Genomic DNA, 16,763 nt, shown 5'->3' with positions numbered 1-16,763 from the left:
GTGACTCGCGCCCTCAGCATCCGATATGCAACTCTCGGACCGGTCAGTCGTGGTCGTCGGCAGTGGCTTCGGCGGACTCTCGACCGCCTGCTACCTCGCCGACGCCGGCGCAGACGTGACTGTCGTAGAGAAGAACGAACAGTTGGGCGGCCGGGCCAGCGTACTCGAACGCGACGGGTTCCGGTTCGACATGGGTCCCTCGTGGTATCTGATGCCCGACGTGTTCGAGCGGTTCTTCGGCCACTTCGGCAGGAGTCCCGCCGAGTACTACGAACTCGAACACCTCCACCCCCACTACAAGATTTTCTTCAAAGACGGCGACAGGGTGACCGTCACGGCCGACCGCGAGGAGACCAAGGCCACTTTCGAGGAGTACGAACCCGGCGCGGGCGAGGCCCTCGACGCCTACCTCGCGGAGGCCGAGGACACCTACCAAATCGGGATGGAACACTTCGTCTACACCGACCGGCCGCGGTTCCGCGACTACGTGGACTTGGACGTGTTCCGCCACGCTCGCGGTCTGACCTTCCTCGGGTCGATGCAAGACCACGTGGAGGACTACTTTAATCACCCCAAACTCCAGCAAATCATGCAGTACACGCTGGTCTTCCTCGGCGGGTCCCCCAAGAACACTCCGGCGCTCTACAATCTGATGAGCCACGTCGATTTCAACCTCGGGGTCCACTACCCCAGAGCCAAGGACGGGGCGGCGACCGACGGCGGGGCGACCGATGGCAGGGTGGCCGGTGGGACTGCCCCCGGAGACGAGGCCGACCGGACTGCGACCGACGAAGGGACCGACCAGACCGCGCCCGGCGGGATGGGCGTCGTCGTGGACGCCATCGCCGAGATGGGCCGAGAGATGGGCGTCGAGTACCGGACCGACAGCGAGGTCGAGTCGATTCTGGGGTCGGCGGGGAACTTCCGAGTGGAGACCACAGATGGATTCCTGCAGGCCGACCTCGTGGTCAGCGACGCCGACTACGCCCACACCGAGCAGGAACTCCTCCCGCCCCAGAGCAGACAGTACGACGCCGACTACTGGGACTCGCGGACCTACGCCCCCTCGGCCTTCCTGCTGTACCTCGGTGTCGAGGGCGACGTGGACGGCCTCGAACACCACACGCTCGTCCTACCCGACGACTGGAACACCCACTTCGACAAGATTTTCGAGGACCCCGCGTGGCCCGACAACCCGGCCTACTACCTCTGCGTTCCCAGCGAGACCGACGACTCGGTGGCACCCGAGGGCCACAGCAACCTGTTCGCGCTGGTCCCCATCGCGCCCGGTCTGGACGACAGTCCCGAAACCCGCCAACGCTACCGCGATTTCGTGCTGGACGACATCGCCGAGAACACCGGCGTCGAACTCCGGGACCGAATCGTCGTGGAAGAATCGTTCTGCGTCTCGGACTTCACCGAGCGCTACAACTCGATTCAGGGCACCGCGCTCGGGTTGGCCCACACCCTGCGCCAGACCGGGCCGCTCCGGCCGGGCCACCGCTCGTCGGAGGTGCCGGGTCTCTACTTCACGGGGTCGTTCACCACGCCCGGCATCGGCGTCCCGATGTGTCTCATCAGCGGCCAGCACACCGCAGACGCCCTGCTGGAGGACTACGGCCAGTAGCGCCATGCCCGAACTCCGCTCGGCGACCACGTTCGGCTACCTGCTGACGCTCTCGCGGCCCCGGTTCTGGCTCTACCTCGCCGGACCGGTCCTCGTGGGCGTCGCCTACGGCGCGTCCACCGCCGGCGACCTGTTCGCCCCGACCGCAGTCGCGCTGTTCGCGTACTTCCTCGTCCCGGCGAACGTCTACCTCTACGGCGTCAACGACGTGTTCGACGCGGACATCGACGAGATAAATCCCAAGAAGACGGGCGAGTCGGCCAAGGAGACCCGCTTTCAGGGCGGACCCGCAGTCACCGCCATCGTCGCGGTCTGCGGCCTCGCAGGCGTCGCCTTCCTCGGGGTTCTCCCGGCGTCCGCCGCGCTCTGGGTCGTTGCCTTCCTCGTCCTCGGGTACGCCTACAGCGCGCCTCCCTTCCGACTCAAGACTGCGCCACCCCTCGACTCGATTTCGAACGGCCTCTACGTTCTGCCGGGCGCGGCGGCCTACGTCGCGCTGGCGGGTCGCCAACCCCCGGCGCTCGCCGTCGTCGGCGGGTGGCTCTGGGCGATGGCGATGCACACCTTCTCGGCGGTGCCCGACATCGACCCCGACCGGCGGGCCGGGATTCGGACCACCGCGACCGTGCTGGGCGAGCGCAGGACGCTGGCCTACTGCGGAGTCTGCTGGTTGTTCTCCGCGGGAGCCTTCGCCCTGCTGGATGTTCGGGCCGGGGCACTCCTCCTGCTCTATCCCCTCCTCGCTGTCGGGGTCGCCGAGACCGACGTGTCGGTTTCGCGGGCCTACTGGTGGTTCCCGGCCATCAACACGCTGGTCGGGATGGTGCTGACCTTGGGCGGCCTCTGGGGGGTCGTGCGTGGGTAATCTCGACCTCAATCGCCGCGAACTGGAAGCGCAACTCTCGGACCTCGTGCGGGAGAACCGATTCACCATCGCGGTCGTCTTCCCGCTGGTCGGGGCCGTGTTGTTCGTCCTGAGCCACGAGGAGATTCTCCTCCCGCCGTGGCTGGCGATGAACCCCCTGCTGGTGCTGTTCGGGACCGCCGTCATGCGACTGCCTCTCGTCGCGGGTCTCGCACCCCTCGTTGACCGCCGGGCGGGAATCGCCCTCCTCGCGGTCACGGCCTACAGTTACGCCATCGAGTACGTCGGCGTCCACTACGGCGTGCCCTACGGCGAGTTCAGCTATCAAATCGAGTTGGGGCCGATGGTCGGCGGGGTGCCGGTGGGCCTGCCCGTCTTCTTCCTGCCGCTGGTGGTCAACAGCTATCTCCTCGTTCTGCTGTTGCTCCCGCGGGCGGGCCGAGTTCTGCGGACGCTCACAGCACTCGGCCTCGTGCTGGTCGTGGACTTGGTGCTGGACCCCGCGGCGGTCGGACTGGGATTCTGGGCCTACGACGGCGGCGGCGTCTACTACGGCGTTCCCCTATCGAACTACGCGGGATGGGTCCTGAGCGGCCTGATTGCGGTCTCGTTCGTGGAGTGGGGATTCGACCGCGAGGAGCTTGGTGCGAGGCTCCGGAACTGCGAGTTCGCGCTGGACGACTTCGTGAGCTTCGTGGTCCTCTGGGGTGCGATGAACGTCTACTTCCAGCACTGGGTGGCGGTGGCGCTGGCGGTGGGACTGTCGATTGGGTTGGTTCGGACCGACCGGTTCGACTTCGTTGGCGTCGGTCGGGAGCAACCAGAACGAGGCTAAGGTGCGATATTCGATGGGGGACGCTCAATCGGCCTGTGGCGTCCCCTCCGGACGATGGGTGGCACGACCTCCGTCGGCCTCGGGCACGGCGCTCACGGCCCGGAACACCGTCACCGGGTCGCGGGACTTCTGCCAGTACCACCGGGTCTTCGCCCAGAGCCAGACAGCGCGGAAGGCCCCGACCTCCGGCTCTGACGAGAACACGTCGTAGTCGAGCGCCCGGATGATTCGGTGGTGTTCGGCGTAGAGGACCGCGGCGTACAGCACCGCGAACTGGCAGTCCTCGGGCAGATACTCGATGCCCGCGACACCCTTGCGGTACTTGTGCTCGGCCCGTCGGAGTTCGTCGGCCATCGCTGACCGGAAGCCGTCTGTCGGGTTGCAACGCCGAATGTCGGCTTCCGTGACGCCGTGGCGCTCGCGAGTTGTTCCGGGGAGGTAGATGCGGTCGTGGTCCTCTATGTCCTCTCGAACGTCGCGCAGGAAGTTCGTCAACTGGAAGGCCTCGCCCAACGCGACGGCGTGGGGCTTGGCCCGCTCGGGGTCCTCGATACCCATCACCGACTGCATCATCACCCCGACCGCGGAGGCCGACCCGCGCATGTAGGTTTCGAGTTCGTCGTAGGTCTCCCAACGACTTTTCTCGATGTCCGAGAGCATCGCGTCGATGAAGATTTCTATCTCGTCGTCGGGAATGCCACGCTCCTCGCTGACCTCCTGAAACGCCGTGAGCACCTCGTCGTCCGCCTCCACTTCGCCGAGGGCTTCCGCCCGGAGTCGTTCGAGTCGCTCGCGTTGCTCGTCGGGCGGTAAGTCGGTCGCGCCGTCTACAACCTCGTCGGCGACGCGGAAGAACGCGTAGAGGACGTAGGTCGGATGGCGTATCCGTTGCGGAAGTAGCCGCGTAGCGAAGTGGAAGGTTCTGCCGGTTCGCTGCTGAATCGTCTTACTTCGTCGGAGTTGTCGGTCGGTGACCATCGTGAATCCTATGTTGTGCAGAGTCCGGTCGAACAGCAGCGGCCCCAGCACTCACTTTAGGGATTCTTCAGTGTTAACTGTTGGCGTCGATGAAATCCCAGCCGTCAGACAGACCCGTCGGTAAGTCGGCCTTATTTCACGTATGCCGGGTTACCGACTGCAAGGACGCGGCGGTCCGGAGACTGCCACCACGCCTTTCTACGTCGCTGTCCTCGATTCGGACGGATGAGTTCTTCCGACACCGTTACCGAAACGTTAGACGAGGGTGGAAACGGAATCGCGGGGCGGGTCACGTCGCTGTCGGAATCGGTCGCTCCGGCGCTCGCCCGGCAGGCCGAGTCGGGCACCCTCGCCGCCGCGTCGGGGGTCGTCTCGCTGGTCCGGGCCGGTCGGACCTTCCTGAAAGGCAACCGGAAGAAGGGCGCTTTGCAGGCGCTTGCTGGCCTGTTCTGGGTCGCCGTCGCGCTCGCCCAGCGCCGGTCCGGGTCCGCCGAGGAGTCGAGGTCCGGAAGCGACTTCGACTCGACCGAGCGCGGAACTGATTTCGGCGACGTGGTGGACTCGTCGGCCGACATCGGCGAGGTCGAGACGGACGACACCGCCACCGACCACGCCACGGGCGAGGCGGTCGTAGACACCACCGACGCCGACGAGACCACGCAAGCCGAACCCGACGGCGGCACCGAGACGGACGAGAAGTGACTCCGGACTCAGCAGAAGCCGAGTAGAGAAACCATATTCTTTCTTTAGGCAAGTAGAATATTTCCTAAAAGATTCTAACGAATTCTCAAACCAGAAACCCCCCGACCGGGGGCTTCAAAGGACACCACTCTGACTCTGGCAGTTGGATTCGTCTCTCCGCTATCCGTCACGGAGACCAATCGGCCCCGCGAGTTTTACCCATCAGCGTCCAAACCGACACCATGACCGACGAACTGCTCGTCTACGGCGCATACGGGTACACCGGCGCGCTCGTCGCGGAGGAGGCCGTCGAAAACGGACTCTCGCCCGTCCTCGCGGGTCGGACCGCCCAGAAAGTCGAGCGCCAAGCGACCGACCTCGGTCTCGACCACCGGGTGTTCAGCCTCCAGCACCCGCAAGTCGTGGAGAAGCAGGTCGGCGACTTCTCGGCGGTGCTGAACTGCGCGGGACCGTTCTCCGCGACGGCCCGACCGATGTACTCGGCGTGCCTGCGGACCGGGACCGATTATTTGGACATCACCGGGGAAATCGACGTGCTGGAGGCCATCGCCGAGCGCGACCGAGACGCCGAGGAGGCCGACGTGACGCTCCTCCCGGCGGTCGGATTCGACGTGGTGCCGACCGACTGTCTGGCCGGCTACCTCCAGACCGAGATGGACTCGGCGACGAGGCTCACGCTGGCCATCGACGGCCTCGGGACGTTCTCGCCGGGCACCGCCAAATCCATCGTGGAGGGCCTCTCGCAGTCCGGCGCGGTCCGGCAGGACGGCGAACTTCGGACCGTCCCGCCGGCGTGGAAGACCCGCAGACTCGACTTCGGGCAAGGTCCCAAACCCGCGGTCACGATTCCGTGGGGCGACATCTCGACCGCGTACTTCACCACCGGGATTCCGAACGTCGAGACTTACGCCACCGTGCCGGGGTACGTCCCCGAGGTCATGCGCAAGACGCGGGCACTGATGCCGGTCCTCGGGTCGCGGCCAGTCCAGCGCGCGATGAAAGGTGCCATCGACGTCCTCGTCTCGGGACCGACCGCCGAGGAGCGCGCCCAGAGCGCGGCCCGCATCTGGGGCGAAGTCGAGGACGACGCCGGCAACCGGTTCTCTGCCCGGATGCGAACCCCCGATACCTACGACCTGACCGCCCGAACCGCGGTGGAGTCGGCGCGTCGGGTGGTCGAGGGCGAAGTTAATTCTGGGTTCCAGACGCCCTCCTCGGCGTTCGGTCCGGAGTTCGCGCTGGAGTTCGACGGCGTAGAGCGCGAGGACGTGCGGGAAGTCTCGGAAGTCGGCGCGAGCGTGCCGGAGGAGTAAGAGCGAATTTCCCTACCAGTCGTTTCGGAGAGCGTTGTGTCTATCGTCAGACGTACTCGGCTCCGTTTGTCAGTCTCCCTCTCGCAGATTAATTATTATAATCTAACAACTAAGAAAATACTATGTGGTATTGAACTATAATTGTTAGATGGATGTCCGAAAAAGATAACACGACTCGGCGTAGCGTTCTCAAATCCGCCGGTGCCGCACTCGGTACCAGTGTCGCGGCACTTGCGGCTACTAATCCCGCCGCTGCGACACACAACGAGTTCAACCAAGGTGACATCGTTTCCACGGACGGCGCTGGCGTCCCCGGTTGGGAAACGTGTGAACTCAATAACTACGAGAAGTTCATCGACGGAACTAGTGGTGAAATCATCGGCGGCCCGTGCTACAACTACGGCAATTACTGGGAAGTCGAACTGGGCATCAACGGTGACGTGTACTGGTTCTCCGAGGACCTCCTCACGAACGAGCGCGACGGATAATCCGTCACCCCATCCTGTTTTATCGCTCCCGCTCACGACGACGGAGTTCGAGACGAGCAGAGAGCTGAAAGGTAGTTCGCGGAAAAGTAAGCCGGTGGAGGGATTGTGAACTACGCCGAGACGTTCCTGCTCGGCCTACGGCCTGCGCGGGCCTGCGACTCGTCTCGTTCAAATCCCACCACAAAAGGCTCTTCAGCCTCACTACGTTCGGCAGAAAGAGCCGGTGGAGGGATTGTGAACCACCTGAAAACGCTTCCTCGCCTCCGGCGAGACTGCCTTTTCCGTAGTTCAAATCCTCCACAGGTCGATTTCCGCTCACAGAAATGCGAGCGCACGAGGCGCTCGCCGTGTAGTTCGCGGAAAAGTAAGCCGGTGGAGGGATTTGAACCCTCGGCCTATTCCTTACGAAGGAATCGCTCTAGCCAGTCTGAGCTACACCGGCAGACTACTTCGCCTGCACTCTTTACTACTTCCCACAGCCAAAATAAGACTTCCGGAATCGCCCGCCGTTAGCGAGATAGTCGCACGTCGAGACAGACGTTCACCTCGTGGGGCGCGTAGGAGCGGACGACGTGGCGCGTCTCGACTTCGACCTCGTACTCGGGTTCCGCGACGGCGCGGATGGCCTCCTCGCCCGGACCGAAGGGGTCGTCCTCGTGCTGGATGTCGTAGTAGTGAATCACGCAGTCGTCGCCCGCGAGTTCGACCGCAGTGTCGAGGAACTCGTCGGCGCTGTGGGGCAGGTTCATCACCACGCGGTCGGCCCAGTCCGAATATTCCGGGGCAACCTCCCTCACGTCCCCCTGAATCGCCGTCACTCCGTCCGCCACGTCGTTTCTGCGGGCGTTCTCCCGGAGGTACTCGATGGCCTTCTCGTTCAAATCCACGCCGACGACCTCCGCGCCGCGCTTGGCGAAGGGGACGACGAAGGGGCCGACCCCGGCGAACATGTCGAAGGCGCGCTCGGCCTCCTCGACCTGTTCGGCGACCCGGTGGCGCTCGGTGGCGAGCCGAGGAGAAAAGTAGACCTCGGCCACGTCGAGCAGAAACTCACAGCCGTATTCGCGGTGGACGGTCTCGGTTCCGGAAGACCCGTCTTCCGACCCTCGGCTCGCTTCGCTCGCCTCAGTTCCGTCTCCCGCAAGCACCTCCCAGTCGCGGACCCGCAGTTCGCCCTTGACTTTCGAGGCCCGGTTGACTACCGTCTTCACGGGGATGTCCGAGGACATCACGGCGTCGGCGATTTCGCGGGCTTGCTCGGGGTCGTCCTCGTCGAGAATCACGATGTCGCCGAGGCGCTCGTAGGTCGGTTCGTAACCCAGCAGGTCGGTGGGCGTGTCCGGCGTGTCGCGCTCGCCGACCGCGCGCGAGACCACCGGTAGGTCCTCGGGCACTCGGTCACGGTCGGTGACCGGGAGGTAGAGATTCCCGTCTGCGACCTCGATTTCGAACTCGGCGGCGAGGAGGTCGGCCTCGGCTAACCGCTGGCGAGTCTCCTCGCCTCGCTCGCGCTCGACGCGCACGCACGGAACTTCCATACACCTGCTTCTGGCGGTGTGGCGGTAAGCGTGACGCTTCGCGGTCGGGTTCGACGGCCGGCGATGCCAACAGCCGAGAACGTTCGACAATCGCCTCGGACAACTCGACAATTGGAAACAAATTGTAGAAGAACGTCTCCGACTCTCTCGCTGTCGGCGCAATCCCGACTCGAAACGCTATAACCCGCTGGCGGTCCTATCCCACGTATGCTCACATTCGTCGGCCTCGGTCTCTACGACGAGCGGTCGATTACCGTCGAGGGCCGGGAGGTCCTGCGAGACGCGGACAGCGCGTTCGCCGAGTTCTACACCAGCAAACTCCTCGGCGCGAGCGTCGAGGACTTGGAAGCCTACCACGACACCGACATCGAGGTCCGAAATCGGGCGGGCGTCGAACAGGACCCCGAGGACATCCTCCGGGCCGCAGAGTCGGGAGAGGCGGTCTTTCTCACCGCGGGCGACACGATGATTTCGACCACCCACGTTGACCTCCGCCTCCGGGCCGAACAGCGCGGCATCGACACTCGCGTCGTCCACGCGCCGACCGCCGAATCGGCCGCCAGCGGCCTGACTGGCCTCCAGAACTACCGCTTCGGCAAGGCCACCACGCTCCCGTTCGACTACGCCCACGGTGCCGATGGGGTCCCCGCCAGCGTCACCGACGCCATCGACGAGAACCGCGAGCGCGGCCTGCACACGCTGGTCTACCTCGACATCAAACTCCGCAACGACGACTACATGACCGCCGACCACGCCGCCGACCTGCTGGCCGAGGAGTACGGCGACCTGCTAGGCGTCGTGGTCGCCCGCGCCGGGAGTCCCGACCCGGTGGTGGCCGCCGACCGCATCTCGGCGCTCGCCGACCGCGAGTTCGGCGACCCGCTCCACCTGCTGGTGATACCCGGCGACCTGCACCACATCGAGGCCGACGCGCTCGGCGAACTGGCGGGCGCGCCCGACGGCCTCCTCGAAGTCGAATAATCCCGAAAACAGAACTTCGCCGCTACTTCACTCGCCTTTTCCGTCCGTCGCAATCGGCCGCTCGGTGCCGACGGCCTCGTGGAGGTCGTACTCGTCGCCGGTTGCGATGTAGAGGACGTCCTCGCCGACCGTCAGGAGTTCGGGGACCTCGCGGGCCACCGCCCACGCGATGCCGACCAGCGCGACCACCGAGAGGCTCTGGGCCATCACGCGGTCGGAGATGAAGTACGACACCATGTGGGGGTCCTGATAGCCGAGCAGACTCATCGTCGGGTCCACGAAGACCTGCAACCACTGGTGGCTGAACGCCAGCGTGATGAACACCACGCGGACGAGGTTCAGCGCCCAGATAATCGGGATGGCGATGGCGAGGCCCCGGAGCTTTCGACCCACGGGCGCGCGGACCGCGGCGATGAGACCGCCGAAGATGGCCATGCTCCCGAGACCGGTACACGCCAGCAGGACGTTGACGTTGAACCGACCGTCAGCGGTGTGGAAGAAGTACGTCCCGCGAATCCCGCCGTCGCGCTGGACGACCTCGAACTCGTAGCCGAGCGTCCGCATGACGAACTCGCCCTGCCACGTCACCGTCTCGATGAGCCACTCCTTGCCGGCGGGAATCATCGTGAACGGCAGGTAGATGAGACCCATGACGGCGACAGCACGCGAGAGGAGAAAGAGGGTCTCTCTGCCCTGCAGAAGCAGGTACGCGGCGTACAGGCAGGCCGGAAGCGCGGCGAGACTGAGCGCGCCCTCGACGAAGCTCTTTTGCTCGAAGGCGAAGTGCGGGAACAGCGCGAGCCAGAACACGCCGAAGACGACCCACGCGAACGCCGCCACGTAGCGAGCGCGTCCTCGGCCGTGGTCGCCATCGTACCAGTCGAGACTGGCGGCCCCAGCGAACAGTCCGACGACGAGCCACGCGAGTGTGTCTGTCAACGGCGTAGTCACGGTTAGAAGGGTCAAAGCGCGCCCCGGATAAAGAGTTGACGGCTCGTGTCGCCTCGGTTAACGTCCGCTTAGACGACTCGAAACGTACCGTTTCTCACGCGCGACGAAGCCGTCGCTACGGGAGTTAGCACGCAAAAAATGGAACCGCGAAAGACCGGAGAAATCCGGTAGTCAGTTAGCTAGCTTAGTTGCTACGGCGGAGCGCCAGTAGCGCGGCGGCGACGAGGGCGACGAGAGCGACACTCACGCCGAAGCCGGGGATGCCACCGTCACTGCTCGTGGTAGTGGTGGTCTCCTCGGTCGTCGTTTCTTCGGTCGTCTCCTCGGTCGTCGTGGTCTCCTCGGTCGTCGTAGTCGTCGTGGTCTCCTCGGTCGTCGTAGTCGTCGTGTTGTTGGAGGAGGTGGTCGTGGTGGTCGGCTGGTCGCCTTCAGCGTCTGCACTCACGGTACCGGAGATGGTGTCGTAGTCGATGTTCGCACCGGTGTTACGGAGCGAGACAGTGAACTCGGTGCCGTTGTTGGCGTCGCTGAAGTCGAACGGAGCGGAGAAGCTACCGTCCGGGCCGACTTCGACGTTGGCCGACTTCAGGAAGGAACCGCCAGCCTTGGCCTGCACGGTGAACTCCGTGCCGGGCGCGAGGTTGGTGGTACCCGTGACGTTGGTCTCGCCGACAGGCACGACGACGCTGTTGCCGTCGTTAATCTCGGCGGTCGGGTCCTCGACGGTGAACGTCGTGGAGACCGTCTCGTTCTCGCTGACGAGCGAGTGGAAGTCAGGCGTCACGGTGAAGCTGGCGTTCCATTCGCCGGTTGCGAGACCCGTGCGGCTGTCGCTGGCGTCAGCGTCAACTGCGTCGGTGTCGATGGCCACGTAGAACGTGTTGTTGTCGGGGTCTTGGAACAGGCTCACGGCGGCGTTGTTACCCGAGAAGGTGTTCGGGTTGGAGTTCGGGCCGGGGTTGGCCTGCGTGACGGTGAAGTCGAGACCGTCGGAGCTGGCCGCCGAGCTGAGCTGGCTCTTGTTGAGGTCGCCGTAGAGGCCGGAGGCCTGAACCTGAACGATGGCGTAGTCACCGTCAGCGACGTTGTCGCGGTCGGTGACGATGCCGGGCAGGTCGCTGACCGTCGTGTCGCCAGTGACTGCGGAGTCGGGGGCGATCCACGACTGGGCGGCGTCGGTCGAACGCTGGCTGATCGACATCGTGGCAACGTTGACGGCTCGCCAGTTACCGTTCGCGTTGTCGTCCTCGATGGCGATGCTCAGCTCGTAGTTACCCGAGGCGAGCGGGGTTTCGAGGTTCTCACCGGCACGGTAGACGACACCGTCGCTGTCGTTGTCGTTAGCCGTGTTCGTGACGAAGCTGTCCGAGTCGTCCTCGAGGGTGATGAACTCGGAGTGGCCGGGGGTCAGTGCGGTGTTGAGCTGGATGGTCGCGTTGGAGCCGTCGTCGTCACCGTCCTCGACGTGAACGTCGGCGACGAAGTTCACGTCGGAGGAACCGATGGTGACGTTAGCGGTGTCGGTGTTCTCCATCTCGACCGGGATGTCAACCACGTCACCGCGCTCGTCGCTGATGACGCTGTCGGGGAAGAAGGCAGTGACCGAGCCGGGCTCGGTGAATTCGAGGTTGATGTCCTCGGACGCGGTGGTGTCCGTAACGTCAACGCTCAGCGTGTAGTTGCCCGTACCGGCCGTGTCGGCGAGCGAACCAACCGCGACGTCGATCGAGGTCTGGTTGTCGCGGTTGACCACGATGTTCGTCTGGTTGTTGAAGCCGTCGGCGGTGGACGTGACGTTAACCGTGAAGTTGCCCGCACGGTTGGTCTTGTCCAGGTTGACGGTGATGTTGTTGGCGTCAGTCGTCGTGGAGACGTTCGTCTTCTTCAGCGAGAACGTCTGGGGCACGACTTGGAACTGAGTGCCGTTGTTACCGCTCTGGTCGGGACCCTGAAGGATGTACTTGCCTTCGAGGTCGGCCGACGAGAACGAGATTTCACCGCTACCGTCCGCGGTGTACTGGTCAACGTAGGTGCCGACACCGTTGTCGTAGGTGTACAGCTGAACCGTGTCGCTACTCCAGTCGCCGTTCTGTGCAACGACCGTCTCGCCTTGGAAGACGATGGAGTCGTCATCGAGATTAGCTACTGCGGCGGCACTTCCCGCGGATGCAGTCACGCCGGCGACGACCGACATGACCAGCAGGGCCGACAGGAAGACACTGCGTAGCTTGTCTGTTGTGTTTGTCATGGTTGGGTTGGTTATTCGGTCGGCGACAGCACCTTTCCTGCGACCCTCGGGGGAACCCGAAATCGCTCCGGGTGTGGGCCACCTGTACTCGCTACTGCCACCATGGGTAGGGGTACAGGCCAAAGGTTAAGCCGTGGTTATAAGTGCTTTGTGGTATTCTCGTCGGGAGGTCAACCCTTCTCACGCCCGAAACGGGGGGTTACAGCCTGTTACGCGCAGAGAGATTACTCTGCTCAGCCGAAATTATCTTATAAAGAAACAGACCGTTTCTCCCGTTCGCTCCGGAGAGAACGAGTGTATTCCGTATTTTTACTCGCAGACGGGTTAGTCGGTCAAGTTACGAGAATAGCTGGCTCACTCGTCGCGCTCGATGACCTCGATTTCGTGGCCGTCTTGGTCCTTGGTGAACGCGTAGCGGTTGTCGCAGGACTCGGGATTGCGGTAGTCCTCGGCGTCGCGCTCCATCAGCGTCGTCCAGTCGTCCTGCAAGTCGTCGGCGCGGACCGCGAGATGGCCCCACGCGTCGCCCATCGTGTAGCTCCGGCCGTCGTAGTTGTAGGTGAGTTCCACGGCCATCGCCTCGTCGGCCGCCTCCTCGGGCTTCATGAAGTAGTTGGCGAAGGTGTCGGACTCCCAGCGACCGGTGTGTTCGTACTCAAGCTTTCGGGTGTACCAACCGAGGGCCTCGTCGGCGTCCTCGACGCGAATCATGGTGTGGTCGAGGCTCCAGCGCGCGCCGTAATCGCGCTCGACGATTTCGACCTCGTGGCCATCGGGGTCCTTGACGAAGGCGTAGGAACCGCCACAGGAGTCGGGGTCGCGGTAGTCCTCGACGCCCTCGTCCATCAGTTGTTCGTAGGCGTCGTACACGTCATCCACGCGCACGGCGATGTGACCCCACGCATCGCCCATCTCGTAGGTCCGGTCGTCGTGATTATACGTGATTTCGAGGACAGCGCCCTCGTCGTGTAGGTCCTCGGGACCGAGGTAGACGTTGGTGAACGTGTCGGCCTCCCAGCGACCCTTCTCCTCGTAGTCGAGGTGAGTCTGGTACCAGTCGAGGGTTTCGTCTAAGTCCTCTACGCGCATCATCACGTGGTCGAGCGTGGCGTTCATGCGTTCGAAACTGGTCGTTCTGGGCCGAAAAGGCTACCGCTCGCGGAAACCGGAGCGCGTCTCGCACCACCGCGACCCGTATCCGGTTCGGGTCGCGCGTGGGCACGCGCAGAAGACAATCTAATATGTTCGGCCAGCAACCAGAAACAAACCCCTACATGTCTTAAAGAAATGTTATTATCTCTCTCGAAACACAAAATACGTCCCGAAGGCTCACTTCCAGACCGCGCGCCGGATGTCGGACCAGTAGAACCACCACGCCGCGGTCCAGACGAGGACGACCCCGACCGGAACCACGACGAGCCCCCGCCGGGTCATCCCGAGCGCGAACTGGAGGCCGCTGACGCCCGCGAAGACCAGCAGGCCACCCGTGACCCGGCCGTCCTCGCGCCCGACGAGGCCCAGAAGCGCGCTTCCGAGCGCCAACAGATAGAGGAGAACCGAGACGGGCCACGCGAGGAGTCGCCGGGGGAGTCCCCGAGTGTAGACGAACAGGTAGTCCGGAAGCGTCGTGAGGTGGAGCGGGTCGAGGTTCACCAGTCCCCACGCGAACACCAAATCCCCAGTAGTGAACACCGACCACGGGAGGAAAAACATCGCCGCTAGCGCGAGCAGTCGCCCTCTCACTTCCGGACGATGAGTCGGAGGACGTCCTCGTCGGCGAGTTCGTGGTCCTTACCGACCTGTTGCTCGTCGTGCTTGGCGCTCGGCCCGGAGACGCGGGCGAACCGGAACCGGTCTTCGAGTTCGCCGCCGAGTTTCCGGGCGGCGTCGCCGACGGTCGAACCCTTTTCGAGGACAAGCGGTTCGTCCTTGTCCACGCCGCGACCGGGCTTGTCCATGTAAATTCGCATCAGGCCCAGTTCCTTCCAGATGGTCTCTTTGAGCGAGTCGAGGCCCTTCTCCTCCACGGCGGAGATGAAGACGGCCTCGTCGGGATTGATGTCGAACTCTCGAAGCTCCTCGTGAACCGTGTCGATGTAATCGGGTTCGATGAGGTCCACCTTGTTGACCGAGACGATGGAGGGAATGTACTCGCGGTTGTCCATCACGCCGTCAACGAGGCGGTCGATGTCAACCTGCTCGCGGACGGTCACGTCGGCGTTGACGTAGCCGTGTTCTCTGAGGACTTCCTTCACCACGTCCTTCGGGAGGTCTAAGTCCACGCTCGACGTGACCCGAATCCCGCCCTTGCCCTTCTTGGCAATTTTGACGCTCGGGGGCGACTGGTCGAGGCGAATCTTGTTGGCGTAGAGTTCCTTCTTGAGGCGCTCGTACTGGTCGATTTCGAAGACCGAGAGGACGAACACCACTAAGTCGGCCGCTCGGACCACAGACAGGACCTCCTGTCCGCCACCCCGGCCTTGGGCCGCGCCCTCGATGAGACCCGGCACGTCCAGCAGTTGGATGTTCGCGCCGTTGTACTGAAGCATGCCGGGGTTCACGTCGAGCGTCGTGAACTCGTAGCTCCCCGTCTCGCTCTCGGCGGCGGTCAGCGAGTTCAACAGCGTGGACTTCCCGACGCTGGGGAATCCGACGAACGCCACCGTCGCGTCGCCGTGCTTCTCGACGTGGTAGCCCTCGCCACCGCCGGCGGAGGACTGGTTTTCGAGTTTCTCCTTTTTCTCCGCGAGTTTGGCCTTGAGCCGTCCGATGTGTGCCTCCGTGGACTTGTTGTACGGAGTCTCGGCTATCTCCTCGCGGAGGTCCTCGATTTCTTCCTCCAGTCCCATTACCAGTCAATCGGTCGCACGGGCCGAAAAACCCTTTCTTTCTTCGGGACTGTGTGCCGAGTCGCGCTGGGATTTCGACACGTTGATACCATCGGTAGAGAACAACTCCCATACGACGATGCCCGAACCGGTCGCTCTCCGCGAGACTACGCAACTCGTCCTCCCGGCGGACCTGCTGGAGGAGTTCCGGCCAGCGTTGGACGAGCGATTCACCCTCACCTTCTCCGAGGTCGGCGACGAGGCGGGCGGCGAGTTCGTCCGCGTCATCGGGAGTCCGGTCGAAATTCGGGACGCCAGCGAGTTTCTGAGCGGTCGCGGCGTGCGCTTCCAGTGAACGACTGACTTAGCAAGCCTTAAAACCGCCGCGCGGGTTCGTTTAGGTATGGCTGAGACGATAGAAGTACTCGTCGCTGGCGGGCAGGCGGACCCCGGTCCGCCGCTCGGTCCGGAACTCGGACCGACCCCGGTTAACGTACAGGAGGTCGTCAACGAAATCAACGACCAGACCGAAGCATTCGACGGCACCGAGGTCCCCGTGACCATCACGGTCGAGGACGACGGTAGCTTCGAAATCGAAGTGGGCGTCCCGCCGACGGCGGCGCTCATCAAGGACGAGGCCGGTTTCGAGACCGGAAGCGGCGAACCCCAAGAGGATTTCGTCGCGGACCTCTCCATCGAACAGGTCAAGACCATCGCCGAGCAGAAGTCCCCGGACCTGCTCGCCTACGACACCAAGAACGCCGCGAAGGAAATCGTCGGCACCTGCGCCTCGCTGGGCGTCACCATCGAGGGCGACGACGCCCGAGAGTTCAAGGAGAAGGTGGACGCTGGCGAGTACGACGACACGCTCCTCGAAGCGTAATCTTTCTTGCCGCTTGTTTCGACCGAGAGACCCCGCTCGCTACTCGTGCGTTTCGCGTCCAGCATCCCGTGCGTCTCGCCAGTGACAGGTTCTGCGTCGAAGAAAGCGAATCGTCACGTCCGGACTCGTCAACAGGTCGGCGCTACACGTTCGACATTTGCAGAGTGACGCCGGTGGAGAATCCGGGTTCGCGCTCCCGAGTGCAACGCAGGAGCGGGTCGAGGTTCCTCGCGGACTCGGCGAGTTCGACCGTGCCCGCCTCGCGGTCGTACTCGACCACATCCGCCGCCTGCAGTTTGGGCAGGTGCGAGTGAACCAGCGACATCTCGACGTCTGCTGAGTCGGGTGCCCGTTCGCCCTCGCCGGACTGCCACGCCGAGATGCGCCGGGCGAGCGTCTTCACGCCGGTCTGGCCCTTCTGCCGGAGGACGTAGAGGACGCCGCGGCGTCGGGCGTTTCTGAGTAGATTGAAAGCCTCGCTTACGTCCTCGATTGTCTCGTTTCCGAATTGGTCCGTCATACGTGA

The 16,763-nt window shown here is 63.8% G+C and carries 17 protein-coding genes and 1 tRNA gene; 9 read left to right on the top strand and 9 right to left on the bottom strand.

Features of this window, described 5'->3' with window-relative positions; translation table 11 throughout:
* The first annotated feature begins 25 nt into the window (after window positions 1–25).
* The 3 genes from P2T57_RS02545 to cruF are packed head-to-tail and all read left to right on the top strand — an operon-like array spanning window position 26 to window position 3,327.
* On the top strand, window positions 26–1,627 hold the full coding sequence (locus P2T57_RS02545) for a phytoene desaturase family protein (protein ID WP_276300905.1): 1,602 nt from the start codon (window positions 26–28) through the stop codon (window positions 1,625–1,627).
* 4 nt (window positions 1,628–1,631) lie between these two features.
* The gene (locus tag P2T57_RS02540; RefSeq protein WP_276300904.1) at window positions 1,632–2,492 is read left to right on the top strand and encodes a prenyltransferase; all 861 of its coding nucleotides are present in this window, start codon (window positions 1,632–1,634) and stop codon (window positions 2,490–2,492) included.
* A complete protein-coding gene (gene cruF / locus P2T57_RS02535; protein WP_276300903.1) occupies window positions 2,485–3,327 on the top strand; it encodes a bisanhydrobacterioruberin hydratase in 843 nt (280 codons plus the stop codon). Before P2T57_RS02540 ends, cruF begins: the two co-directional genes overlap by 8 nt.
* Window positions 3,328–3,351: 24 nt before the next feature.
* Here cruF and P2T57_RS02530 read toward each other — a convergent pair whose 3' ends face one another.
* Window positions 3,352–4,305 carry a phytoene/squalene synthase family protein gene (locus P2T57_RS02530; protein WP_276302070.1) on the bottom strand — a complete coding sequence of 318 codons (954 nt, stop codon included), beginning with the start codon at window positions 4,303–4,305 and terminating at the stop codon, window positions 3,352–3,354.
* Window positions 4,306–4,530: 225 nt separating this feature from the next.
* Between P2T57_RS02530 and P2T57_RS02525 the strand changes: the two genes are divergently transcribed.
* The 3 genes from P2T57_RS02525 to P2T57_RS02515 all read left to right on the top strand — a co-directional run bounded on the left by P2T57_RS02525 (window position 4,531) and on the right by P2T57_RS02515 (window position 6,808).
* Window positions 4,531–5,007 (top strand): hypothetical protein, encoded by a 477-nt coding sequence (locus P2T57_RS02525; RefSeq protein WP_276300901.1) that lies wholly within the window; start codon window positions 4,531–4,533, stop codon window positions 5,005–5,007.
* A 221-nt stretch (window positions 5,008–5,228) separates the two neighbouring features.
* On the top strand, window positions 5,229–6,320 hold the full coding sequence (locus P2T57_RS02520; RefSeq protein WP_276300900.1) for a saccharopine dehydrogenase family protein: 1,092 nt from the start codon (window positions 5,229–5,231) through the stop codon (window positions 6,318–6,320).
* A gap of 152 nt (window positions 6,321–6,472) precedes the next feature.
* On the top strand, window positions 6,473–6,808 hold the full coding sequence (locus tag P2T57_RS02515) for a hypothetical protein (RefSeq protein ID WP_276300899.1): 336 nt from the start codon (window positions 6,473–6,475) through the stop codon (window positions 6,806–6,808).
* Window positions 6,809–7,175: 367 nt separating this feature from the next.
* Here the strand turns inward: P2T57_RS02515 and P2T57_RS02510 are convergent.
* Both P2T57_RS02510 and P2T57_RS02505 read right to left on the bottom strand, forming a co-directional pair.
* Window positions 7,176–7,250 (bottom strand) — tRNA-Thr (locus P2T57_RS02510).
* A gap of 67 nt (window positions 7,251–7,317) precedes the next feature.
* A complete protein-coding gene (locus P2T57_RS02505; protein WP_276300898.1) occupies window positions 7,318–8,346 on the bottom strand; it encodes a class I SAM-dependent methyltransferase in 1,029 nt (342 codons plus the stop codon).
* Between the two features lie 207 nt (window positions 8,347–8,553).
* On the opposite strand from P2T57_RS02505, the gene dph5 reads away from it, so the two are divergent.
* Window positions 8,554–9,327 carry a diphthine synthase gene (dph5, locus tag P2T57_RS02500; RefSeq protein WP_276300897.1) on the top strand — a complete coding sequence of 258 codons (774 nt, stop codon included), beginning with the start codon at window positions 8,554–8,556 and terminating at the stop codon, window positions 9,325–9,327.
* Between the two features lie 27 nt (window positions 9,328–9,354).
* Here the strand turns inward: dph5 and artA are convergent, their stop codons facing one another.
* The 5 genes from artA to P2T57_RS02475 all read right to left on the bottom strand — a co-directional run bounded on the left by artA (window position 9,355) and on the right by P2T57_RS02475 (window position 15,375).
* Window positions 9,355–10,266 (bottom strand): archaeosortase A, encoded by a 912-nt coding sequence (gene artA, locus P2T57_RS02495; RefSeq protein ID WP_276300896.1) that lies wholly within the window; start codon window positions 10,264–10,266, stop codon window positions 9,355–9,357.
* Window positions 10,267–10,462: 196 nt separating this feature from the next.
* Entirely contained in the window at window positions 10,463–12,526 is a 2,064-nt protein-coding gene (locus P2T57_RS02490) for a BGTF surface domain-containing protein (protein ID WP_276300895.1), read from the bottom strand.
* Window positions 12,527–12,880: 354 nt separating this feature from the next.
* Window positions 12,881–13,642: a VOC family protein gene (locus P2T57_RS02485; protein WP_276300894.1), complete on the bottom strand. Its 762-nt coding sequence runs from the start codon at window positions 13,640–13,642 to the stop codon at window positions 12,881–12,883.
* 213 nt (window positions 13,643–13,855) lie between these two features.
* Window positions 13,856–14,269, bottom strand: coding sequence for a TIGR04206 family protein (locus P2T57_RS02480; protein ID WP_276300893.1), 414 nt, complete (start codon window positions 14,267–14,269; stop codon window positions 13,856–13,858).
* Window positions 14,266–15,375: an OBG GTPase family GTP-binding protein gene (locus P2T57_RS02475; protein ID WP_276300892.1), complete on the bottom strand. Its 1,110-nt coding sequence runs from the start codon at window positions 15,373–15,375 to the stop codon at window positions 14,266–14,268. Before P2T57_RS02475 ends, P2T57_RS02480 begins: the two co-directional genes overlap by 4 nt.
* A 118-nt stretch (window positions 15,376–15,493) precedes the next feature.
* Between P2T57_RS02475 and P2T57_RS02470 the strand changes: the two genes are divergently transcribed.
* Both P2T57_RS02470 and P2T57_RS02465 read left to right on the top strand, forming a co-directional pair.
* A complete protein-coding gene (locus P2T57_RS02470) occupies window positions 15,494–15,709 on the top strand; it encodes a VNG_1110C family protein (protein WP_276300891.1) in 216 nt (71 codons plus the stop codon).
* 48 nt (window positions 15,710–15,757) lie between these two features.
* Window positions 15,758–16,237, top strand: coding sequence for a 50S ribosomal protein L11 (locus tag P2T57_RS02465; protein ID WP_276300890.1), 480 nt, complete (start codon window positions 15,758–15,760; stop codon window positions 16,235–16,237).
* A 142-nt stretch (window positions 16,238–16,379) separates the two neighbouring features.
* Here the strand turns inward: P2T57_RS02465 and P2T57_RS02460 are convergent, their stop codons facing one another.
* Window positions 16,380–16,757, bottom strand: a complete 378-nt coding sequence (locus P2T57_RS02460) for a DUF7344 domain-containing protein (RefSeq protein WP_276300889.1) — start codon at window positions 16,755–16,757, stop codon at window positions 16,380–16,382.
* Window positions 16,758–16,763: the final 6 nt, after the last annotated feature.

It is taken from the genome of Halorussus lipolyticus (genome assembly GCF_029338375.1).
Lineage (GTDB): Archaea > Halobacteriota > Halobacteria > Halobacteriales > Haladaptataceae > Halorussus > Halorussus lipolyticus.
This window is presented reverse-complemented; position numbering and strand designations above follow the sequence as displayed.